Genomic DNA, 23,842 nt, shown 5'->3' with positions numbered 1-23,842 from the left:
TGCTAAGAGACATCTTTTTTTGGTCTTTTTTAAGCGAGATATTTCCTATGAACCCCTTTTCCATCATACGAAAACATGACTTCTTTTCCTTCAAGAACTGATTCGATATGCACACTTCTTCCCCATAGCTGATGCAAATAAGGGAGTACTTTTTCTAAGTATTTCAGATCTAGTTCAATGCCTTCATACCAATGTTTAATATAGAGTTCATTGTTTTTTAAATAGTCGCCATCCATCACGGTCAAATAAGGAAAGCCGCCATTGACCCTCATGCTGACTAGCTGATCACGAACAGCCTTCCATTCTTTATCGATGACTTTATAGTCTCTCCCTTGTTTTTGAAACAAGTACAAATCTTCTCTCATCACAAGGTCTTTTGTTAAGTAATTTCGAATAAAGGAAATATCTGATTCAATTTCCCTGACTTCAAACATTTTGCTGCGGCCCGATCCTTCTGTCACCCCTGCTTTTTTTAATTCTTCACATGGGTTGTCATAGCGCTCTTCGATATCTTCAAAAATCTTCAGACCTAAATAGTAAGGATTGATGCCTGTTTTAGATGGCTGCACCACGCCTGCATTTAATTTGGCAAACTCAATCGATTCACTTGAATCTAAATCAAGCTCACGCATAATCCGCTGATGCCAATACGATGCCCAGCCTTCATTCATAATCTTTGTTTCCAGCTGCGGCCAAAAATAGAGCATTTCCTCCCTCAGCATGGTGAGGACGTCCCGCTGCCACGGCTCTAGCTCCCGGGAGTGCGCCTCAATAAAGAGCAAAATATCTTTTTCTGGCTTTGGTGGAAATTGCTTGACGATTTTCTTTTTCTCATGCGTCTTCGGCTCATCCATTCCCCACAAATCATCATACGGCGTCTGACGTTTTGGTTTATCATCTTCACATTCTTCTTCATCGTCCATATTCCAGCTTAGTTTTGAACGAACAAGAGACGGATCAATATGCTCCTGTAGAGCCAATACGGCGTCTAAAAAGGATTCCACTTCTTTTGTTCCATGAAGATGCTCATATTCTTTGATCCGCTCTGCCGCTGCTGACATGCTTTCTACCATGTCTCGTTTTGTGTTTTGGAAACGGCAATTATTTTTGAAGAAATCACAGTGTGCCAGTACATGAGCCACAATTAATTTATTTTGAACAAGCGTGTTGTTATCAAGTAGAAAGGCGTAGCAAGGATTTGAATTGATGACCAGCTCATAAATTTTGCTTAACCCTAAATCATAATGAAGCTTCATTTTATGAAATTGCTTCCCAAAGCTCCAGTGGCTGAATCGTGTTGGCATTCCGTATGCACCGAACGTATAAATAATTTCCGCGGGACAGATTTCATACCTCATCGGATAAAAATCTAGACCAAATCCATCTGCAATTTCTGTAATTTCATCAATGGCTCTTTGTAAAAGACGTTTTTCAGATACGCTCAAGGAAACCATCCCTCCTCATCGGACTTATCCCTACTATATGAGCGCACCTAAAAAAACATGATGTTCCGCCATTCGTTTAGACGACTTCCATTTCTTTCGTGGATTGCCCGCCGAATGACTCGAAATGAATATTCTGTTCTGGAATTCCCAGCTCTTTTAGTATATGAATCATCTCCTGTGTAAACACCGGGGAACCGCATAGATAAAATTGGCCTTTCCCTTCTCCAATCACTGATTGAAGGAATGGACGGTCAATGCGGGAAGCTGCCTTTTCAACAAGCTCACCCTTACCAGGCTGTACAAATTGTTCATTACATAAGATGATGCGACCATGAGAAGCTGCAGCTAGAACGCTTTCAAATTCATTTTCAAAAGCAGTTACATCCTCTAATCGATCTGCATGAATCATTGTAAACGGCTGGCTGTTTTGCGCTGCTGTTTTCATTAAACCGATCATTGGTGTGACACCAGAACCAGCACTAATAAAATAAACAGGCTCTTTAGTGTCTTCTTGCAAACAGAACATTCCCTGCGGCATACTCACTTGAAGAACGTCCCCTTCTTCCATTTCATCATGCAAAAATGTAGACACATGACCATCACGCTTTACTGTAATGCGGTAATAAGAAGGATGATGCTGATCTGATAAGCTATATTGTCTGCTGCACATATAAGCTTCACCCGGCATATCTGCCTGTACCGTAACATATTGGCCTGCTTCATACATTGGCAGCTCTGATTCATCTTCTGGTACTAAGTAAAAGGAGATCAGCGATGGAGATTCCTGTACCTTTTTCTTAATCACAAACGGCTTCACATCTGCCCATCCGCCAGTTTGCTTTACATTCTCCTCCATCATTTCTGCTTCAATCGTGATAAAAATATTTGCAATAATGTCATATGCGGCCTTCCAAGCTAAAAGCGTGTCATCTTTTTCCGTTAAACCAAACACTTCTTTCATCGCTTCAATGAGGTGATATCCGACGATTGGATATTGCTCTTTTTTGACCATCACACTGACATGCTTATGGGCAATCTGTTTTACCGCAGGAAGTAATTCTTCTAATCGATCGATGTGCAGTGCTGCTTGATATAGTGTCGCAGCAAGCGCCTCTGGCTGACTTCCGTTCATGAGGTTTGTTTTATTAAATTGATTGAGTAGTTCTGGGTGCTGCCGAATCATATTTTGATAAAAAACAGTCACAAGTTTGGTTCCCTCAGCTTTTAATAGAGGGGCTGATTGTTTAATGGCATTCATTTGATCTTTAGATAACATCGTCATTCCTTCTTTCAAAAAGGTGTATTTTAAATACATCTTTATCGTAATGGATGACAGCTTATAAAAGCAATATTTATAATACATGTTTTAAATGTTGTCACATTTAACACTTTCTCGAACAGTTTTTGTCTAAAATGTGTTACGATGATACAAAACTCTATCAGGTTTAGAGGTCGTCAAAATGAAACTAACGAATTATACAGATTTCTCATTAAGAGTACTCATTTATTTAGCATCAAGAGAAAACAATGAACTGTCAAATATTCAGCAGATCGCCGATGTTTATGGCATTTCTAAAAATCATCTGACTAAGGTGATTTATCATCTTGGAAAACGCGGGTATGTGGAAACGATCCGTGGAAGAAATGGCGGGATTAGGCTTGGGAAAAGCCCAGAAAGCATTAATATTGGAGAAGTTGTCCGTTATACTGAGGATGATTTAGTCATGGTTGAATGCTTTGATTCAAAGAAAAACAGCTGTATCATCTCTCCGATTTGTTCATTAAAGCATGTACTTCATGAAGCACTTACTGCTTACTTACGCGTTCTTGATCAATACACATTAAAAGATTTAACTCAAAACAAAGATGCTCTTAGAGAGCTCCTCCTTTAGGCGAAAGAATTCTTTTCTTTCGTCTTTTTCTTTACCTTCTTGTAATAATAATTAATTTAAAATTATTATAAATAAATATTGACTATCAGGTTTGATTTAATATAATTAGGGTATATAGATTACTAGAAATCATTTTTTTGTTTACAGGAGGAGAAAAGAATGACAAATTCAAATCATAAAAATTTGACAACGAATCAAGGCGTGCCTGTTGGCGATAACCAAAACTCAAGAACAGCTGGTCACCGCGGACCTACATTTCTTGATGATTACCATTTGATTGAAAAACTTGCACACTTCGATCGTGAACGTATTCCAGAGCGTGTCGTTCATGCAAGAGGCGCCGGCGCTTATGGTGTGTTTGAAGTTGAAAATAGCATGGAGAAACATACAAAAGCTGACTTCTTAAGTGAAGAAGGAAAACAGACAGACGTTTTTGTTCGCTTCTCAACAGTTATTCATCCTAAAGGTTCACCTGAAACATTGCGTGACCCGCGCGGCTTTGCTGTCAAATTTTACACAGAAGAAGGTAACTATGATCTAGTTGGTAACAACTTGCCGATCTTCTTTATACGTGATGCATTGAAATTCCCTGATATGGTTCACTCTCTCAAGCCAGATCCTGTAACCAATATCCAAGATCCTGACCGTTATTGGGATTTTATGACCTTAACACCTGAATCCACTCATATGCTCACATGGCTCTTCTCTGATGAAGGAATCCCTGCGAGTTACGCTGAAATGCGCGGTTCTGGTGTGCATACATTTAGATGGGTCAACAAATATGGAGAAACAAAATATGTGAAATATCACTGGAGACCTTCAGAAGGTATTCGCAATTTATCTATGGAAGAAGCAGCAGAAATCCAAGCGAATGATTTCCAGCATGCGACAAGAGACTTATATGACCGCATTGAAAATGGCCATTACCCAGCATGGGACTTATATGTCCAGCTGATGCCGCTTAGCGATTATGATGACCTTGACTATGATCCATGTGATCCAACAAAGACATGGAGCGAGGAAGATTATCCGCTTCAAAAAGTAGGACGCATGACACTCAACCGCAATCCTGAGAACTTCTTTGCTGAAACAGAGCAATCTGCTTTCACGCCAAGTGCACTTGTTCCAGGAATCGAAGCATCAGAAGATAAACTGCTTCAAGGCCGTCTGTTCTCATATCCTGATACGCAGCGTCATCGTCTTGGTGCAAACTACATGCGCATTCCGGTGAACTGTCCTTATGCACCAGTACACAATAATCAGCAGGATGGCTTTATGACAACGACTCGTCCAAGCGGTCATATTAACTATGAACCAAACCGTTACGATGATCAGCCAAAAGAAAATCCTCACTACAAAGAAAGTGAGCAAGTTCTTCACGGTGACCGTATGGTGAGACAAAAAATTGAAAAACCGAACGATTTCAAACAAGCTGGGGAAAAATATCGAAGCTACTCTGAAGAAGAGAAGCAAGCATTGATCAAAAACCTAACAGCTGACCTGAAAGATGTAAATGACAAAACAAAATTACTTGCGATCTGCAACTTCTATCGTGCAGACGAAGACTACGGACAACGATTAGCCGATTCACTTGGTGTGGATATTCGCTCATACCTTCAAGGAAGCATGAAATAATTGATCCGTAATGAGCACCTCTTTATTAGAGGTGCTTCAGATTGACAAAGGGCTAAAATGAGCTTTATTTTGGCCCTTTGTCTTCTTTTCAGCGTGATAGAAAACCTTTGCAGTCTAGGAAGGACGAGTACTGGTGCGGAGCGAATTTGACATTCGTGAGCACCGGCACGCAAGGACTGACACCGAATGCGAGGGTTTGTCTACACGCTGGAGCACCTCTTTATTAGAGGTGCTTTTTTTATAGCCGGAATACGTTAATACTAATCAAATGACCGGTCACCGGGTGAAAATAGATTTCTGCATGTGCGGCGAAAAGCGTTGAGCCTTCCTTCACGGTGACGCGAAACACATCTTTTGTCTGATCTTCATTTACTTGTGTACGCCCAATATATTGATAATCGTTTAAAGCGGCGCCTTCATATTCCTCTTGCAACGCTGTGTACGCAAGTCTTTCCCAATTTTCAACAGGCTGCATCGCTGCATTTGCTGCAGGATGGATCATGAAAATGCCATACAAAACCATTCCTGCTGCAAAAGGCATCCACCATTTCGGCTGCATAATATCATTGATCTCACTTTCATGTATATTTTGTTTATGTTTTGCTGGTCGTTCCTTTTTCATACATGAAGCATTTATTCAGCCTAAAATTCCCGGTACATGATTAATGCGGACACCAACTTTTCCCCTGAAAATGTCGATATGTTCCGAGCAAACTAATGAGGACTTCTCAAGGGAAAGGAGAAGGTTTGATGAATGTGGCGGATTATGATAAAGCACTTTATTATACGCATCGCTCGCAATGGGATAATTTACTTATTCTTATGGTACGTACGCAAGATGACTTGCTCTCGAAACGTATTGAGCATTTCTTACACGCGTATCAATTTAACCGGAACGATGCTGATGTTGAAAAATGTTTATATGGGCTCCTGCAGTACATTGACCATGCTTCAGAGGCTGCTGCTTCTGAAGTTTATTCACAACCGATGTACACATAAAGAAAAAGGCTGATTATCAGCCTTTTTACATACACTTAGCAGTGCGCAGTGATTGGAAGCATAAAGTGGTCTTTTACCCATTCTTTTTTTGTATAAATAAACAGCGCATCCTCGTCATTTGGCGCCATAACCACATGTAAGCCGTCAATTGACGTATCAGGTGTAAAATAGAATATCACTTTTTCCGTCGTTTCATTCACAATATGTGCAACAACTTCCTCTATATTTTGCGGCTGGAGAGAAATGATATCAAAGACATGTATGGTTTCATTTTCTTCATTCATCAGGACAATGGTATCCAACGCTTCAATATAGAAAATGGCATCCGGCCAAACGAATGTAAAATAAAACATCAATAAGCTGCCATGGTCTTCAGCATCTAATTTCATTGATCCCGTTTGACGTTTTTCTGCGAACTGTTCAAGTAATGGCAGGTCATGTTCCAACGTCAGCTGCTTTTTGCGCATGTCCTTTTTCATTTGAATGGCGCTTTTGCCGATATTTAGACTAAATTCGCTTTCGTGGTAACGGGTAAAGCCGAATCTTGGATAAAAATCCAGTACAGTTTCATTGGCAAAAAGAAAAATCATATCATAGTCATTTTCGTACGTATCCATAATATGCTGCATTAACTTTGTCGCTAATCCTTTATGGCGGTAGGCTTGATCCGTCATCACCGTGCCAATTTGAACAGCTCGATACGTTTGGCCATCAATGATCAGGGACATGAGGTAGACGGAAGCGTTTGAGATCACTTTCCCGTGATGGACAAAGGAATAAGGAATATATTTTTCATCCCAGTACCCTCTTTTATACCAGTCACTAAAATCCAAATCAAATGTATTGATCGCTAACGCATTAAAGCTTTCTTTCAATTTGTCATCATGGCGATAACCATTCACTAATTCATATGTCTCCACTTTGTTCCCTCCTTTTTTAAATTCACCTTTAGTCAGCCGGTTCATCACCTCCCTCAAAATAAAAAAAGACTTGATGAGCATATACTCATCAAGCCTTTTATCGTTTCATTATTAGAAATTAGACTGGACATGCTTCTCTTTTTACGCAAAAGGGCACGTCAAATAAACCAACATCTGTGCTCTTTTTTATTCAATTCATTGAATTGAATGTGCGCTTAAAAGTTTTAGCATAACGACTAAATTCCCTTCTGTCATAGCAGCTCTTTCGGCTGATTTTTTTGATAATCCACTGCATACAGAGCCGCTTGTGTACGATCTGCCAGCTCTAGTTTTGATAATACATGAGATACGTGTGTTTTGACAGTCTTTTCAGAAATAAACAGTGATGAGGCAATTTCTTTATTGCTTTTCCCCTTTGCAATTTCGAATAAGACATCTCGCTCTCTATTGGTCAGCTCTTTCATTAACTTCCATTTTTGCTCTTTTGGCTCAGTCAAATGCTGCACAAGAAAGTTGGTGATATGAGCATCTAATTGATAGGTGCCCTTTTGTACGTCAATCATTGTCGTAAGGAGCTTTTCTGGCGCTACATCCTTGAGCTGATAGGCTTTTGCCCCTGCTTGAATAGCGGGAATAACATAATCTTTATCCGCATAGCTTGTCAGAATCACAATGCGGGTATCGGGCATTTCCAGCATCATTTGTTTCGTGGCTTCAATACCATTCATCACAGGCATCGATAGATCCATTAGAACGATGTCAGGCCGCGTTTGTCTGACAACTTCTAATGCTTCTTCTCCATTAGAAGCCTCACCAACGATTTCGACGTCAGGCTGTGTCTGCAAGAAAAACACAAGCCCTTTTCTCACAATATGATGATCATCTGCAATCACGACTCTCATGACGACCCCTTCCTTTCTTGAGAAAATGGCACCTTCACTTGAATGGTGGTTCCTTCACCGAGCTCAGACTCTATACAAAATGTTCCACCAGCTCTTTTGATACGGTCAGACATGCCTTTCAGACCAAGTGAAGGGAGGCTCATTTGCTCGTCATACTGAAACCCTTTTCCGCGGTCGATAATTTTCATCTCAAACGTGTCTTTTGATTGTTCAAGCTGGACCTTGACTTCCTCTACTCCCGCATGTTTTTGACAATTATTCAGCGCTTCTTGGCATACCCGAAACAACGTTTCATGCTGCGAATGATCCATCTCCATACAGCCTGATAACGATAATGTACAGCGTAATCCTAAAAGCTTTGCATACTCTTGAATTCCTGTAGTGAATCCTTTTTCAAGTCCTCTTGGCCTTAGCTGCCAAATGAGTGACCGCATTTCAACCAGTGCATCTTGTGACAAATGCTGAATAAAATCAATCATTTCCCCTAGATTCTGATCATTAGTCATTTGACGGGCAGCTTTAGCAGTCAGACTGACTGAAAATAGCATCTGGTTGACGGAATCATGTAAGTCCTGTGCAAGCCGGTTTCTTTCTTCCAAAAGAGCATGTTGATGTTCGTTTTGCACAAGCTTCATCCGTTGAATGGCGGTACCAATTTGAAGCGCAATGCTTTCAAGCAAGTTCAATTCTTCTTGCGTAAATGTGACTTTTCCTTTTGCCGCCACATTCAATAATCCGAACGTACGCTTACATGCTTTGAGGGGAACCGTCGCATGATGCGTAATTCCTTCAGTATCCCCAAGCTGCTTTTTCATCGCCGTTTCGATGCGTTTACAATTCATAATGTTTGTGGCAGATTGAAGTGAACCTTTTGTATATCGATTGATGCAATAGCAATCGTTTTGGCACATGAGCTGTTTTTGATGCTTTGCCAGCGCTTCGGGTAAGGAGACCTCTGCCATCAATTCGTACGAACCGTCTTTTTCTATAAAATAAATCCATGCTGAATGAAAGCCTGTGACATCCATCAGCATATGGAGCACTTCATGAAGCGTATCTTTCATTTCCGTGCCTTCATTTAGCTTTTCAGCAATTTCTTTTAACGTTTTTAATGTTTCAACCTTCTCTTGATATTCTCCCATACTGTTTACCCCCGGCATTTGCTGCCTTCTCTTTTCATTACGCTCATTATATCATGAGCATTCTGCCGGTTCTTTCGCTAAAAGGATGATTTTTTCTCATCCTTTTGACTGAGAAAAAGCCATCATGCATTCACACGATGGCCTTGTTTGTTTATTTAGCTGTTTCTTCCACAATCTCATAAACGACTTTCATCACTTCTTCTGACAGATGCTTCAGCTTTTCTTCGCTATCTGTTAAAGATGTACCTTTGACTGCAATATAAAATTTCACTTTAGGCTCAGTGCCGGAAGGTCTTAAGCAGAACCACGAGCCATCCTCAAGGAAATATTTCAGCACGTTTGAAGCTGGCAGGTGAATGGTTTCTTCTTTCTTTTCGGCAACGAGGTGTCTTTGACTTGATTGGTAATCCTCGATGACAGTGATGCGCTGACCCGCGATAGCAGCTGGTGGATTTGTTCTAAAGGTATGAAGGATCGCTGAAATTTGCTCTGCTCCTTCTTTTCCTTTTAAGGTTAACGACTTTAACCCTTCCCGGTAAAATCCAAACTCCTTGAACATATCGACAAGCGCGTCGTACAAGGACTTGCCTTGTTTTTTATAGAAAGCAGCGACTTCGACAGCTAACAGCGCCGCTTGCACCGCATCTTTATCTCGGGCAAAGTCACCGATCAAATAGCCATAGCTTTCTTCGTACCCGAATTGAAACGTGTATTCTCCGCTCTCTTCGAATTGCTTGATTTTTTCTCCAATAAATTTAAAACCAGTAAGCGTGTCAATCGTATGGGCACCAAATGCTGAAGCAACAGCACGCCCAAGCTCACTTGTGACAATCGTTTTCATCACAACGGGACGAGGCGGCAGCTGACCAAGCTTTTGTTTTTCAGACAATAAATAATGGAGCAGCAGGGCTCCTGTTTGGTTGCCTGTTAAGACGGTAAACTCTCCATCATGATCTCTGACCGCAATGCCTAACCTATCCGCATCTGGGTCTGTTGCAATGAGGATATCAGCATTCTGCTTTTCGCCAAGCTTGATGGCATACTCAAATGCTGCATGCTCCTCTGGATTTGGCGATGTCACTGTTGAAAATTGCGGATCTGGTTTTTCCTGTTCAGGCACAACGGTCACATGCTGATAGCCTAAAGCCTGAAGCCCTTTTCGGACAGGCTGGTTGGCCGTACCATGAAGCGGGGTAAAAACGACTTTGACATCGACCTCACCTGCCAGCTCAGGGTGGACACTGATGGTTTTTAATTTTTCAATATACGCATGATCGATTTCTTCTCCGATCATCTTGATCAGCCCTTGTTGTTTTAACGTTTCTTCTGAATCAACTGAAATCGACAGTTCATTTTCTATTGCATCTACTTCTTGAATGACTTGATCTGCTTGAAGTGGAGGCAGCTGTCCGCCGTCTTCTCCATATACTTTATAGCCATTATATTCTGGTGGATTATGACTTGCTGTTACGACAATCCCAGCAAATGCATTCAGCTCTCGAACAGCAAAGGAGAGCTCTGGTGTTGGACGCAGTTCGTCAAATACGTATGTTTGAATGCCCTGTGAAGCAAGAGTTTTGGCTGCTTCCATCGCAAATTCAGGCGATTTATGGCGTGAATCATATGCAATGGCGACGCCTCTTCTTTTTGCATCCTCTCCATGTTTCGCAATATACGCAGCAAGGCCTGCAGATGCTTTACGAACCGTGTACACATTCATTCGGTTCGTGCCGGCACCAATCTCTCCGCGCATTCCTCCAGTGCCGAACTCAAGGTTTTTGTAGAAACAGTCTTCAAGTGCTAATTGATCATCTTGATGTGCCTCCAGCCTTTCCCTTAGCTCAGTATCCAGGTGCTTCTCATTGATCCATCGCTCATAATTCGTCTTCCAACTCATGGTCGTCCTCCCAGCTCTTATCATCAATAAAATACATCTACTGTTATTTTATATGGAATCATCCTTTATGTCATGCTATATCATTGAGAGATGAAGAAAATGCTGAACAAATAAAAAAGCCGATACATGATCGGCTTTTCTTTTATTCAGCATCAAGTGGTACAACTGCTTCATGGAATAGTTGATCTAATTCTGTTTGATGTTTCTGTTTTGCTGCTTCATCCCAGCCAAAACGCTCTGCCATATAGTCAACGACAGGCTGTGCATATTTTTTCGCCCAGTTGATATTAAATAATAGGCTTCCTGTTCTTCTTAAGAAGAAATCAACAGGGGTAACAGCTAATTCTTCTTCGATTGCATAGACAAGCTCTGCCAGTACATACGCTGGAATGTTTCGTTTGTCTGCTTCACCTTGAAGCTGCTCTACACGCTTGAAGAGACTGCTGACGTTTGAGCCATATTTTTCAGCGAGTTTTTGAGCAATCGGTTCTGTTAAACCAACAGATACTCCTTCTGCTGTTTTCGCTTGGACAAAGGATGCCATATTTTTAGACCCGCCTACATGACCGCCTGAAATTGGCATATGCTTTGTTTTACATGGCCCGAAGTCTTTGCCCGTTTCTTCTTTCAGTCCATCACGTACGAGATTCACAATGTGCTCAGCCATTTTGCGGTAGCCTGTTAATTTACCGCCAGCAATGGTAATTAAGCCTGAAGATGATGTCCATACTTCATCCTTACGAGAAATTTCTGAAGGGTCTTTGCCCTCTTCATGAATGAGTGGACGAAGACCAGCCCAGTTAGATTCAACATCTTTTTCTGTAATATTGAGATCAGGGAACATGTATTGAATCGCTTTGATGACATAATCACGATCTGCTTTTGTCATACGCGGATGTTCCAGCTGCTTTTTGTACACTGTATCTGTTGTTCCTACGTACGTTTTGCCTTCTCTTGGAATCGCAAAAACCATACGTTTATCAGGTGTGTCAAAGTAGATCGCTTGTTTTAATGGGAAGACTGATTGGTCGAATACTAAGTGAATACCTTTTGTATGCTGTAAGTGTTTCCCTTCTTTTGAGTGATCTTTGTCTCTTAGCTGATCGACCCATGGACCTGTCGCATTGACGATTTTCTTCGCATACACATCGTAGGTTTTCTGCGTCATGACATCTTCAATGACAACACCGACAACTTTGCCTTTATCATAAATAAATTCTTTTACTTTCGCATAGTTGACTGCTTCTGCCCCGAATTTCACAGCCTCTTTCATGACTTCGATTGTCAGGCGTGCATCATCTGTACGGTATTCAACATAGTAGCCGCCGCCTTTTAAGCCGTCCTTTTTCACAAGCGGTTCTTTTGCAAGTGTTTCCTTCGCACTTAGCATGCTTCTGCGTTCGCTATGCTTTACACCAGCTAAAAAGTCATACACTCTAAGCCCAATGGATGTTGAAAACTTACCGAATGTCCCGCCTTTATGCATCGGAAGAAGCATCCATTCTGGTGTTGTCACATGAGGACCGTTTTCGTATACAATGGCACGCTCTTTACCGACCTCTGCGACCATCTTCACTTCGAATTGTTTTAAATAACGAAGTCCACCGTGCACTAGTTTCGTTGAGCGGCTAGACGTACCTGCTGCGAAATCCTGCATTTCTGCAAGACCAACGCGCATCCCGCGTGAAGCCGCATCAAGTGCTGTACCAGCGCCTGTAATACCCCCGCCAATGATAAACACATCATATGGTTTTTTTGTCATTTCCTGCAGCATTTGTTCCCTTTCTAAGCTAGAAAAAGTCATCTCTTGTTCCTCCCATGTTGTACGGTAAAGAAAAAGAGACCGCAAACACCCAAAGCGTATTTCTACACTTCGGTGCCTGCGGTCTCTCCAGTTCTCCAACCGTTCTATTAACTTACTTGAAGTATACCATACTTTTGGTTTATTTGAAAGCTTGAGCTGCTTTTACAGCCTTTTTCCACCCGCTGTATAACGAGTCACGGCTGTCCTCTTCCATCTTAGGGTCAAAGCGCTTGTCAAGGTTCCATTGTTTTGCAATGTCTGAACGGTCGTTCCAGAAGCCAACTGCTATTCCCGCAAGATAGGCCGCACCGAGTGCCGTCGTTTCATTAATTTCTGGACGCTCTACAGGCACATCCAACAGATCACTTTGGAAGCCCATTAAGAAATCATTCTTCACAGCTCCGCCATCAACGCGCAATGTTTTTAATGAAATGTTTGAATCCTTTTCCATCGCATCTAACACATCTTTCGTTTGATAAGCAAGTGATTCTAACGTTGCTCGGACAAAGTGCTCTTTAGAAGTACCGCGTGTTAACCCGAAAACAGCGCCTCTGACATCACTATCCCAGTATGGTGTGCCTAGACCAACGAATGCCGGAACGACATATACGCCCTCTGTTGACTCAACGCGCTCTGCATATGTTTCGCTGTCTTTCGAGTCTTTAAACATTCTCAGTCCGTCACGCAGCCACTGAATCGCTGAGCCAGCAACGAAAATACTTCCTTCTAAAGCATATTCAACTTTGCCGTCAATGCCCCATGCAATCGTCGTTAATAAACCATGATCCGACTTAATGGCTTTTTCCCCTGTATTCATCAACATGAAACATCCTGTACCATATGTGTTCTTCGCCATTCCTTCTTCAAAGCAAGCCTGACCGAATAAAGCAGCCTGCTGATCTCCCGCCGCTCCTGCAATCGGAATATTTCTGCCGAAGAAGTGATAGTCTGTTGTTTCACCATAAATGTGTGAAGATGGTTTCACCTCCGGAAGCATAGATGCAGGTACGCCAAGGATATCAAGTAATTCTTCATCCCATTTCAGATCGTAAATGTTGAACATTAACGTTCTTGACGCATTGGAATAATCTGTGACGTGTGATTTACCGCCTGTCATCTTCCAAATAAGCCAAGTATCGATTGTGCCAAACAGTAAGTCGCCATTTTCTGCTTTCTCACGGGCACCTTCTACATTGTCTAAAATCCATTTGACCTTTGTACCTGAGAAATAAGCATCGATGAGAAGACCTGTTTTATTTCTAAACGTTTCATTGTGTCCTTGCGCTTTTAAATCTTCACAAATGCCAGACGTTTGTCTTGACTGCCAAACAATTGCATTGTAAATAGGTGCGCCTGTATGTTTATCCCAAACAACAGCTGTCTCACGCTGGTTCGTAATTCCGATACCAGCGATTTGGTCTGCTTCAATTCCTGATTCAATTAAAGCTGTTGAAATGACCGATAGAACAGAGCTCCAAATTTCATTTGCATTGTGTTCTACCCAGCCTGGGTTCGGAAAATATTGATTAAATTCCTTCTGAGCTGTATGTGCAATTTTGCCTTCTTGATCAAATAAGATTGCTCTTGAGCTTGTGGTCCCTTGATCTAATGCAAGAATATATTTTTCTTTTGTCATGATGTTTTCCTCCCCTTACATACTTTCATTTACAGCATTTGTTTGGTTTTTCGTAGAGACATAGAGTCCTAACAATACCACAACTAAAATAACGCTTACAATCCAAAAGGCTGGAGTGACGTTCGCTTTAAAGGCTGCATTGTAGAAAACACCGCCAAATGCGCCGCCTAAAATTGGACCAATAACTGGCACCCAAGCATATTTCCAATTCGATGGGCCTTTCCCTGGAATCGGCAGGATCGCATGTGCAATTCTCGGACCTAAATCACGTGCAGGGTTAATTGCATAACCAGTTGTTCCACCTAAAGAAAGACCAATTGCAACAATTAAGAAACCAACAATCAGCGGATTGACTCCGTCTGCAAATTTATTTGCACCAATCGCTAAGATTCCTAGAACCAATACAAATGTACCGATGACTTCACTAAGTACGTTTGCAAAAGTATGCGGAATCGCAGGACCAGTTGAGAATACACCTAGCTTTGCACCTGGATCATCAGTTGCTTTCCAGTGCGGTAAGTAATGTAAAAAGACGATAATAGCCCCTATTAATGCGCCAAGCATTTGACCAATAATATACATTGGAACATCAGCCCAAGGAAAACTTCCTTCTAGCGCAAGCCCAATTGTTAGTGCGGGATTTAAATGCGCTCCACTGATTCCACCCGTTGCATAAGCTGCAATGGCCACTGCAAATCCCCATCCGAAAGCGATTACAATCCATCCGGATTGATATGCGAGCGATTTCTTTAAATTAACTGCCGCACACACACCGCCTCCAAAAATGATGAGCAGCATTGTACCTACGACTTCTCCCCAAAATGGTGTCATGAAAAATTCCTCCTCTGGTTCAGTTGCCATCCCCTATGAATGTGTAGAAAAGATAAAGAAAAAGATCCACAACAAACATACTTTACATCAGGGTCATTTGTCACCTAGTAAAGCGCTGTTGTGGATCTCCGTTTCTCCATCACATGATATTAACTTAGTGCAATAGTATCAGAGGATGAAAACGTTGTCAATAAATATTCACATTTTATCTTTTTCACTTTTGGAACGCTTTCCAAAGGGTGGTATTCGAGGTCGTCACAGCTGTAGCCCCTGCTTCAAGCGCTCTTTCTACATCTTCTTTTGTACGGATAAATCCGCCTGCAAATATTGGGATCCCAGCTCGCTCGCGCACTTCTGTAATTAAATCTGGTACGACTCCCGGCAACACTTCAATAAAATCTGGACGATGTTTCCCGACGAACTCCATGCTTTTTTCCATGGCACTCGTATCAAGTAAAAACATTCGCTGAATGGCATATACCTTTTTTTGCTTAGCTTTTACTATGACAGAAGACCTAGTAGAAATAATTCCTGCAGGCTTCATTTCCTGACAAATAAATTCCGTTCCATACTCATCATGTTTAATCCCGTGAATGAGATCGACATGGACAAACATTTTTTTGTGATGAGCATTTGCCTCATTCATGATGCCCTTTAGCCGGCCTAAGTGAACATCAAGTAAGACACCATATGTAAATGGACTTTTTAAAAATTCCTCAAATTGCTTCATATTGCGAACAGCAGGTAGAATAGGTTGATCATGAAAACTCATATGCCGTCTCCTTCAAAAGTGTATTGGATCAGTCTTCTCCTAACAGTAATAGAAACTCTTCTATTTTTCAATACACCTAGTGCGTCCAATACCGATTTCACCTCACATCATCTTCATAGACCTAGCTCAAAATGCTGGAAAGCATGCTTTTATTCCATAGAAAAAAGCAGAGAAGTCTCTCTGCTATAGCTGTGCCATGCTTTCTTTTAAGGTATTGATGATAAATGAGGCGTCATCATCTGTGATATTAAGCGGCGGTGCAAGCTGGGCAACGTTATTATAGCCGGCAACTGTATCACCATTTTTCCCGATGATCAGCCCGCGTTTTTTACATTCTGCGATCAATTGACCGACAACATGTAGCTCAGCTGGTTTTTTGGACTGCTGATCCTGAACAAGCTCAATGCCAAACAGCAAGCCTTTTCCTCTGACATCTCCGACAAATGGGTGCTCTTTTAACTCTTGCAAACGTTCAAGCATATCTCGCCCCAGCGCATCTGACCGTTCCACTAATTGCTCGTTTTCCATAATCTCTAGGTTGGCAAGTGCCACCGCACAGGAAGCAGGGTGACCGCCAAATGTATTCACATGGCGCAGCCGGTCATACGTATCTTCCCCTGCATAAGCTTCATAGATTTCTCGTTTCACGCACGTTGCAGAAAGCGGTAAATAGCCGCTTGTAATCCCTTTTGCCATGGTGATAATATCCGGTTTTACTTCCTCATGCATAAAACCAAACCGCTTCCCTGTCCGGCCAAAGCCGCAGATGACTTCATCTACGATAAGAAGCGCCCCATGAGCTTCACAGATGTCTTTGACCTTCTTCAAATACCCTTTTGGCGGCATTAAGATACCTCCGCCCGTAATGATCGGCTCCATAATGACCCCAGCAATGGTCTCGCTTAGTTCCCACGTCATAGCCTGATCAATCGCCGCAGCACTCGCCAAATTCTCTTGGTCCTCAGGATGACGATACACATCAGGAGGTGCAACGTGGATAAAGCCCTGACCTAATGGTTCATATTTATATTTACGCTGCGCTTGACCGGTTGCGGCAAGAGCAGCTGCTGTATTGCCGTGATACGACCGGTACCGGGAGATGAACTTTGTCCTTGTACTCTCTCCTTTTTGCGCATGATATTGTTTGACAATTTTAAATGCGGCTTCATTGGCTTCAGAACCGCTGTTAGAAAAGAAGATGACATAGTCCCCGCCAAGCCACTCATTTAGCTTTTCAGCCAGCTGAATCGCCGGCACGTGGCTTTGTGTAAGCGGATAGTAAGGCATTGTCTTTAATTGCTTATACGCCGCTTCTGCAAGCTCTTTGCGGCCATATCCGGCATTTACACACCAAAGACCTGACATCCCGTCTAAATAGCGATTTCCATGAATATCTGTCACCCATGCGCCTTCTGCCTCGTGAATAACCATACTTTCATTTTCCTTGTTTGTCCCTTTCATATGATGCCAGATCAACTGATCATCTTTCGCCTGGAGATTTTGCGCCTGCTCATGTATTTTCATCTTCCCGCCCCCATGTATCCGTTTTCATCATTAAAGAAGCTTAGACCAGTTCAAGCAGCACATTGCCTCTCCATTCATTATATGGATGAAACGTGAGGCATATGAAACTGGAACTTGACAGTTTCTTTCATTATAAAAAAGGGGGCAGGCCGATTACATTAGACAGATCGTCAACTGATTGAACACCATCATAAGACACTTTTCTTGATGCCTTGGCAAATTGAACACACTCCGCTAACGTCGATTTCCTTGCAGGAATTCATAAACAAGAATTGCAAATTCAAGTGCCTGGCGTTTCGGCGCTTGCATCATATCCTCACCAAGTAAGGCATGCAGTTTATCCAGTCTATGATAAAGGGTTTGCCTAACAATATAGAGCTGGCTTGCGGTTTCTTTTTTAGAACCGTTTGTCTGTAAAAAGATATTCAGCGTTTGATAGAGTCTCCCGCTATTTTGATTATCGTATAAAATCACGGGCTCTAAATACTCTTTCACCATGCATTCAAGCAGACCGCTTTCCTTCATCATAGGCATGAGACGAAGCATATGTAGATCTTGGTAAAATGGACTTTCCACCCGCTGAGGCATCACTTTTTTTAAATGCAGCACTTCTTTGGCTGCTTGAAAGCTTTTTCTCATGTGCTGAAACTGTTCACAATATTGACCGATACCAAAATTGATCTCGGCCCCTCGGGGCTGCTCCCGGTCATACAATTGTTTGATGTCGTTTGCAGCCTTTTCTGCACGCTCTTTCCAGTCCTCTTTCTTTCTCGTGTTTAATAAAATAAACAAGGTTTGTCCTTGATGCTCATATGCAATCAGATAGAAACCCGCACGCTGAAAAATGGAGCGGCAAGATACAAGAAAGTAAAGATTCCCTGCGATTTCTTCGATTTGATGATGCTTTTGAAAGAGCAAAACTACGCAGCCAGTTGGCTTTTTCAACCCTTCTGTTTCTTCAAGGTGCTCTATGATCTCTCGTTCTGTATGCTCTTCTTGGAACCATTTTTGCAGCCATTCATTCTCTTTTGTTTTCTTCAGCTCTTCTGTATAAAGCTCTCTTAATGTTTGCTGGGCAAGAGCATTCGCTCCTTTATCCATCACGAGCAGTTCAAATTCAGAGAGCGTGTCCGCTTGATGAATGAGCACAAGATCTGCAAATGTTTGTTTGAGTGCAAGCACTTGTTTTTGCGTCACTTCGTATCCTTTTGGCACGGAAGCAAACTGCAAATAATTCATAACCAGTTCTTCGGTTGGTTTGGAAGAATCACATAAAATAATCGGCTCGCCCTGAACAGGGAGGAGTAAAAGAATCCCCCTTACGTGCTGATACACTTGATCCAAAATATCCATCTGCGGATGCGGGGTCAGTAAAAGCTCATTCAGCTTTGATGATAGTGCTTCTAAATCTGCCATCATTTGATACTGACGCTCGATCATCATCGTATGAAGATGCTGCGTGATGTTGACGAACTTCACTTCTTTTGTAAACAGAATAAGCGGAAAATCTCTTTCTTCTGCATAGATCAGCAATTCTTCCGGCACATCGAATCTTAACGGCACAAATTCAATACACAAGCCGGCTGCCCCTGAATCAATCAGCTGCCGTAAAAACGCTTGAAACACATCCAGTTGATCATGGAAGCCTGCGGCTGTCGTTAATATAAGCTCGCCTCCATTTAACAAATCCTCTACATCAGGCACTTCTAACACATGGATCCATTTGACCTGCCGAAACAATCCTTTTTCCCCTGCTAACACTTTTGCATGCGCAAAATGCTTCGTTTTCAACACGTCACTCACTTGGAAATGAACATCTACATTCATTCATCTGTCCCCCTTTGTTTGCCGCCTATCCCCTATCCCAGAGGGTGCATGGATAAAATCCATAATAAAACTGGTAATGTCACGATACTTAAGATTGTACTGAGAAATGTCGTGCTTGAGACAAACTCAGGCTTCGTTCGAAATTGTACAGCCATCAGCGTGGTATTTGCTGCTGTCGGCATGGCTGCCACTAAGATCATAATTTGTTTCACCATATCATCTACCGGTAAAATAACCGTAAAGCCAAATGCGATGAGTGGGGAGATAAACAGCTTCAGCAATACAGCATAAGAAATATTTCGATAATCCACTTGCTTAAAAGAGATCACGGCAAGCTGCATACCTAAAATAAGCATAATCGTCGGTATGGCAGCATTCCCTACAAGCTGAATACCCGTCATCAGCTCTTTAGGTAATGAAAGGTCAATCAGCTGAAATAATAGACCGATGAGCGCCCCGTAAGCAACCGGCATACGAAGCACTTTTTTCAGCACGACCTTTCCATCTCCCGCATCCTCTCCGCCCTTTGCTGCATAATACATACCGATTGTACTCATGACAAGCTGCTGCAGCACCATCAATACGATCGCAATATCCAAACCTGCTGCTCCGAAGACAAGCAGCACAACGGGCGTGCCGTAGTTTCCATTGTTCATAAAGGCTGACGACAGAATCATGGCACAATACGTTTCATTCGAATAACCATAAATACGAGATAATATAAAGACACATAAAATAAGTGCAAGACAAAGCCCGACAACAAAAATGGATAAATACACATAGTCCATCGACACTTTGTTTTGATAAAAGGTTTCAAACGCAAGAAATGGTGACATTAAATATAAAGACATTGATGAGAGCGTATGTATGTCAAAACCAATCGCCTTCTGCCCGATATACCCAATCAGAAATATGCCGAACACTGGCAGTAAGACAAGTAAAAACTCCATGCTGCACCTACTTTTCTCTAGTTGAATTCCAGATTCCATCTGCTTCCTCATTATCATACCACTGATAAACAATAAAAAAGAAGCACCCTTATGAAAGGCCGCTTCTTTCCTCATCCATATAAAACACTTCCCACAAATGACCATCAAGATCCTGAAAGCTCCATCCATACATGAACTCATGATCCTGCTTCTCCTTAAACGGTGAACCGCCTGCTGCCATTGCCTGCTCGACAAGCTCATCGACCTCTTCTCGTGAATTGACACGAATAGAGATAATCACCTCTGATGCCTCTTTTGCGTCCACTAATTGTTTCTCTGAGATGGATTGAAAATGCCTAAGAGATAACAGCATGACGGTGATCGTGTCATCAATGACCAAACAGGCCGCCTGATCATTCGTGAACTGCTGCTCAAAGTCAAAACCCAGCTGCTCAAAAAAAGCGATAGATTCCTTCACGTGCTTTACCGGCAAATTGATATACAGATGTTTAGATTGTCGCCCCATATTCCTCTCCTTTTTGAACACATGATCTCCTTTCAGTATATTCTGCTTTTGCTCCAGCATCCCTTTGTCAGTCGAAAAATCTTATCCAATCAGATGTCCCTTTTTTAGCAGTGAAAGCGATCGCTCATTGCGCCACATTGTCTCTTTAAAAAATGTCATCAAAAAGAAGCGCCTCAACAATAGGCGCTTCCTTTCATTATTTTTTATATTCAATATGGTACACGTCTCTTCTTCGGTCTTTCAGCTGACGTACGGTCCCGTCTTGCCTTTGTCTTCTTAAAATTTCTAAATCGACATCACCAACGACAACCATCTCAATGTTTGGATTACACTCTCCTACAATCCCATCTCTTGCAAATTCAAAGTCTGATGGGGCAAATATAGCCGATTGTGCATATTGAACATCCATATTTTCGGTTTGCGGAAGGTTGCCAACTGTTCCCGAGATGACGGTATAAATCTGGTTTTCGACCGCTCTCGCCTGTGCACAGTAACGTACTCTTAAATAGCCTTGGCGGTCTTCTGTACAGAACGGAGTGAAAATAATTTTCGCTCCTTTGTCAGCCGCGATCCGTGCAAGCTCAGGAAATTCAATATCGTAGCAAATTTGGATCGCAATTTTGCCGCAGTCTGTATCAAATACCCGGACCTGGTCACCAGCTGAAATCCCCCACCATTTTCTTTCATTCGGCGTGATGTGAAGTTTATATTGCTTTTCAATCGTTCCATCACGTCTAAATAAATAGGCGATATTGTAGATTTTCCCTTCCTCTTCTACAAAGTGGGACCCGCCGATGATATTAATGTTATATTTCACAGAAAGGTCTGTGAACAAATTAATGTAGTCCTCGGTATATTCCGTAATCCGCTGTACGGCAAGACTTGGTGAACGCTCTTCTAAATAAGACATGAGCTGCGTCGTAAAAATTTCTGGGAATACGGCAAAGTCAGCTGATGCATCTGATGCGACATCCACATAATACTCCACCTGATTCATAAATTCCTCAAAGGAATGAATTTGTTTCATCGCATATTGAATCACACAAATTCGAACGGGGAACGCCGATTTATAATATCTTTTCGATTGCGGGCGATAGTCGACATTGTTCCATTCCATTAACGTCGCATATGTGCTGGATGCTTTATCATCCGGCAGGTAATTCGGATTGATCCGCATGAGACTAAATTCATTTAACAGCTGAAAAGATAAAACGGGATCATAAATTTGGTGAAGCATCACCTGCTCCACATACTGGCGAGGCGTCATTTCCTCTTGGTATTTATGATAATTCGGAATGCGTCCGCCAATGATGATGCTTTTTAAATTTAATCTTCTCGCTAAGTCTTTTCTTGCTTCATACAAACGATGCCCAATTTTCATGCGGCGGTACTCAGGACTCACCATGACTTCGATTCCGTACATATTCATCCCATCAGGATTATGGTTTGTGATGTACCCATCATCTGTAATGTCCTGCCACGTGTGGCGATCATCGTATTCATCAAAGTTAATTAATAAACTTGAACAAGAGCCAATGATTTCTCCCTCGAATTCAGCACAAAACTGTCCTTCTGGGAAATGCTCAAGGTGGCTTTCAAGATGCTCTCGTTTCCAAGGGTCCATGCCTGGAAAGCATACCTCTTGCAAGGCAATGATTCGGTCAATATCCTCTTCCCGGATATTGCGGATCACCATTCTTTTTTCAAACCGCGTTAAGTCTAGTTTTTCTGCCATGATGTTTTTGCCCCCTTACTGTTCCTCTTTTTCAAGCTGATGGAATAGCTGGAGCAATTCGATTTCAGCCATGGATTCTAATCTGACATCATATTCTTCAAATTGCAGCGTGCTCGTCACTTTGTTTGGGACGATGACACATTTCATACCTGCCCGTTTGGCAGCTACTGATCCATTCACAGAATCCTCAAATGCCACGCAATCTTTTGGCTCTACCCCTAAGCAGCGTGCGGTTTGCAAATAGAGCTCTGGATTTGGTTTGACTTCTTCCACATCATCTGACGTGCGGATACATTCAAAGTAGTCGAAAAGACCAATCTGCTTTAGGTGATCTGACACCCATTTATAGTCTGAGCTGGAAGCAAGTCCAATCTTGATCCCGAGCTCCTTTGCTGCTTCTAAATAAGCTTCTACGCCAGGTCTTGCTGATTCGTCCTTCATTCTTTTTTGAAAACGAGAACGCCGATCTGCTGTGAGTGTCTCATGATCCAGCGTCTTCCCTAGCTGCTTTTCCAAATATTCAAATGGCTTAAAGCCTGCCTGCGTCCCAATGACATTGCCCCATACGGAAAGAGGCAGCTCTGACTCATGCTCCGCAAACATTTCTTGTAAAACCTCATATTCATGTGTTTCTGTATCTAAAATTAATCCGTCAAAATCAAATATAATCGCCTTTACCAACGAGGCCACTCCTTTTTTTACGAAAGTCTTAAACATTTACTCAATGCTATCATATCGTGAATAAAATTGACTTTCAAAGATGAATGTCTGCTAAAATGATTATGTATAAAAGGAGCCTGCACCGTTTTGTCAGGCTCCTACCCGTGTTCTGTTCATTCTGTAAGAGATCCAAGCGCTCCGATTCGTGGAGAAATAGGCAATGTTGAAAAAGAGCGGGTTTGGTATTACAGATCTTAAAGGTTTCTCCGTTCCCTTAAAAATAGTATGTGCGAGGGCCTTGTAAGTTAACAAGGAAGTTCACACCATCTTTTACGCATTTTGAAGGTGACGGCTGACAAAATCATCTAGATCAAACGGAAAAGAAAAGCCGCAGGCATTGACCTGCTCACGGTTCCGCTCGAATAGCTCACGATCACGTTTGGTGATATGACGTTTCGGTTTTACAATTATGGTATGTAATAGCTGAAGTCCCGATAAAATACGAAAAGCATCATCCATCGTCCCGTTATATACTCCATCAATAAAGGTAAGGGAGCGGTCTTTTTGACGCATATCCAGCTGCTGTCCATTGACAGCATGCGAAAGAAGATCTTCAACATCCTTTGATATTTCTTCAATTGCCTGCTCTTGCAGGTCTGTAGCAGCTTTCATTAATCTCACGTGACATCTACCTCTCTGTCGTTATTTCTCCATTCAGAATAGCACAGAAAAAAAGGCGTTCGCCAAGGTAAGTGTTTCCTATATA

Annotated in this window: 21 protein-coding genes; 3 read left to right on the top strand and 18 right to left on the bottom strand. The window is 42.0% G+C overall.

Features of this window, described 5'->3' with window-relative positions; all coding sequences use genetic code 11:
• Window positions 1–29: 29 nt before the first annotated feature.
• Both C6344_RS00400 and C6344_RS00395 read right to left on the bottom strand, forming a co-directional pair.
• Entirely contained in the window at window positions 30–1,454 is a 1,425-nt protein-coding gene (locus tag C6344_RS00400; protein ID WP_374955730.1) for a SpoVR family protein, read from the bottom strand.
• Window positions 1,455–1,521: 67 nt separating this feature from the next.
• Window positions 1,522–2,721: a globin domain-containing protein gene (locus C6344_RS00395; RefSeq protein WP_106036601.1), complete on the bottom strand. Its 1,200-nt coding sequence runs from the start codon at window positions 2,719–2,721 to the stop codon at window positions 1,522–1,524.
• A gap of 184 nt (window positions 2,722–2,905) precedes the next feature.
• Here C6344_RS00395 and C6344_RS00390 point away from each other — a divergent pair, with 184 nt between their 5' ends.
• On the top strand, window positions 2,906–3,337 hold the full coding sequence (locus C6344_RS00390) for an Rrf2 family transcriptional regulator (RefSeq protein WP_034663719.1): 432 nt from the start codon (window positions 2,906–2,908) through the stop codon (window positions 3,335–3,337).
• Between the two features lie 159 nt (window positions 3,338–3,496).
• A complete protein-coding gene (locus tag C6344_RS00385; protein ID WP_066031106.1) occupies window positions 3,497–4,972 on the top strand; it encodes a catalase in 1,476 nt (491 codons plus the stop codon).
• Window positions 4,973–5,210: 238 nt separating this feature from the next.
• Here C6344_RS00385 and C6344_RS00380 read toward each other — a convergent pair whose 3' ends face one another.
• Entirely contained in the window at window positions 5,211–5,594 is a 384-nt protein-coding gene (locus tag C6344_RS00380; RefSeq protein ID WP_106072640.1) for a YqzG/YhdC family protein, read from the bottom strand.
• 128 nt (window positions 5,595–5,722) lie between these two features.
• Here C6344_RS00380 and C6344_RS00375 point away from each other — a divergent pair, with 128 nt between their 5' ends.
• A complete protein-coding gene (locus C6344_RS00375) occupies window positions 5,723–5,971 on the top strand; it encodes a YhdB family protein (protein ID WP_024426598.1) in 249 nt (82 codons plus the stop codon).
• A gap of 35 nt (window positions 5,972–6,006) precedes the next feature.
• Here C6344_RS00375 and C6344_RS00370 read toward each other — a convergent pair whose 3' ends face one another.
• The 15 genes from C6344_RS00370 to C6344_RS00295 all read right to left on the bottom strand — a co-directional run bounded on the left by C6344_RS00370 (window position 6,007) and on the right by C6344_RS00295 (window position 23,757).
• Window positions 6,007–6,891: a GNAT family N-acetyltransferase gene (locus C6344_RS00370; protein ID WP_060595855.1), complete on the bottom strand. Its 885-nt coding sequence runs from the start codon at window positions 6,889–6,891 to the stop codon at window positions 6,007–6,009.
• Window positions 6,892–7,142: 251 nt separating this feature from the next.
• The gene (locus C6344_RS00360; protein WP_106031618.1) at window positions 7,143–7,793 is read right to left on the bottom strand and encodes a response regulator; all 651 of its coding nucleotides are present in this window, start codon (window positions 7,791–7,793) and stop codon (window positions 7,143–7,145) included.
• Window positions 7,790–8,935: a GAF domain-containing sensor histidine kinase gene (locus tag C6344_RS00355; protein ID WP_106071598.1), complete on the bottom strand. Its 1,146-nt coding sequence runs from the start codon at window positions 8,933–8,935 to the stop codon at window positions 7,790–7,792. Before C6344_RS00355 ends, C6344_RS00360 begins: the two co-directional genes overlap by 4 nt.
• Before the next feature lie 151 nt (window positions 8,936–9,086).
• The gene (locus C6344_RS00350; protein WP_060595852.1) at window positions 9,087–10,832 is read right to left on the bottom strand and encodes a phospho-sugar mutase; all 1,746 of its coding nucleotides are present in this window, start codon (window positions 10,830–10,832) and stop codon (window positions 9,087–9,089) included.
• Window positions 10,833–10,974: 142 nt separating this feature from the next.
• Window positions 10,975–12,636, bottom strand: coding sequence for a glycerol-3-phosphate dehydrogenase (gene glpD / locus C6344_RS00345; RefSeq protein WP_060595851.1), 1,662 nt, complete (start codon window positions 12,634–12,636; stop codon window positions 10,975–10,977).
• A gap of 139 nt (window positions 12,637–12,775) precedes the next feature.
• Window positions 12,776–14,272, bottom strand: coding sequence for a glycerol kinase GlpK (gene glpK, locus C6344_RS00340; protein ID WP_106036599.1), 1,497 nt, complete (start codon window positions 14,270–14,272; stop codon window positions 12,776–12,778).
• Between the two features lie 15 nt (window positions 14,273–14,287).
• Window positions 14,288–15,103, bottom strand: coding sequence for an MIP/aquaporin family protein (locus C6344_RS00335; protein WP_060595849.1), 816 nt, complete (start codon window positions 15,101–15,103; stop codon window positions 14,288–14,290).
• Window positions 15,104–15,317: 214 nt separating this feature from the next.
• Entirely contained in the window at window positions 15,318–15,875 is a 558-nt protein-coding gene (locus C6344_RS00330) for a glycerol-3-phosphate responsive antiterminator (RefSeq protein ID WP_034663739.1), read from the bottom strand.
• 183 nt (window positions 15,876–16,058) lie between these two features.
• Window positions 16,059–17,399 carry an aspartate aminotransferase family protein gene (locus C6344_RS00325; protein ID WP_066031110.1) on the bottom strand — a complete coding sequence of 447 codons (1,341 nt, stop codon included), beginning with the start codon at window positions 17,397–17,399 and terminating at the stop codon, window positions 16,059–16,061.
• A 234-nt stretch (window positions 17,400–17,633) separates the two neighbouring features.
• Window positions 17,634–19,226 carry a PucR family transcriptional regulator gene (locus C6344_RS00320; RefSeq protein ID WP_106072639.1) on the bottom strand — a complete coding sequence of 531 codons (1,593 nt, stop codon included), beginning with the start codon at window positions 19,224–19,226 and terminating at the stop codon, window positions 17,634–17,636.
• A gap of 32 nt (window positions 19,227–19,258) precedes the next feature.
• Window positions 19,259–20,176 (bottom strand): AEC family transporter, encoded by a 918-nt coding sequence (locus tag C6344_RS00315; RefSeq protein ID WP_034663910.1) that lies wholly within the window; start codon window positions 20,174–20,176, stop codon window positions 19,259–19,261.
• A gap of 88 nt (window positions 20,177–20,264) precedes the next feature.
• A complete protein-coding gene (locus tag C6344_RS00310) occupies window positions 20,265–20,681 on the bottom strand; it encodes a VOC family protein (protein ID WP_066031112.1) in 417 nt (138 codons plus the stop codon).
• Window positions 20,682–20,877: 196 nt separating this feature from the next.
• Complete coding sequence (locus C6344_RS00305; protein WP_012009394.1) at window positions 20,878–22,416, bottom strand: bifunctional GNAT family N-acetyltransferase/carbon-nitrogen hydrolase family protein; 1,539 nt, start codon at window positions 22,414–22,416, stop codon at window positions 20,878–20,880.
• 15 nt (window positions 22,417–22,431) lie between these two features.
• Entirely contained in the window at window positions 22,432–23,097 is a 666-nt protein-coding gene (locus tag C6344_RS00300) for an HAD family hydrolase (RefSeq protein ID WP_106072638.1), read from the bottom strand.
• Window positions 23,098–23,406: 309 nt separating this feature from the next.
• A complete protein-coding gene (locus tag C6344_RS00295; protein ID WP_106071602.1) occupies window positions 23,407–23,757 on the bottom strand; it encodes a DUF5365 family protein in 351 nt (116 codons plus the stop codon).
• Between the last annotated feature and the right edge of the window lie 85 nt (window positions 23,758–23,842).

Source organism: Bacillus sp. GBSW19 (genome assembly GCF_002998655.1).
Lineage (GTDB): Bacteria > Bacillota > Bacilli > Bacillales > Bacillaceae > Bacillus.
Note: the sequence above shows the minus strand (reverse complement) of the source record. Positions and strands in the feature narration are given on the sequence as shown.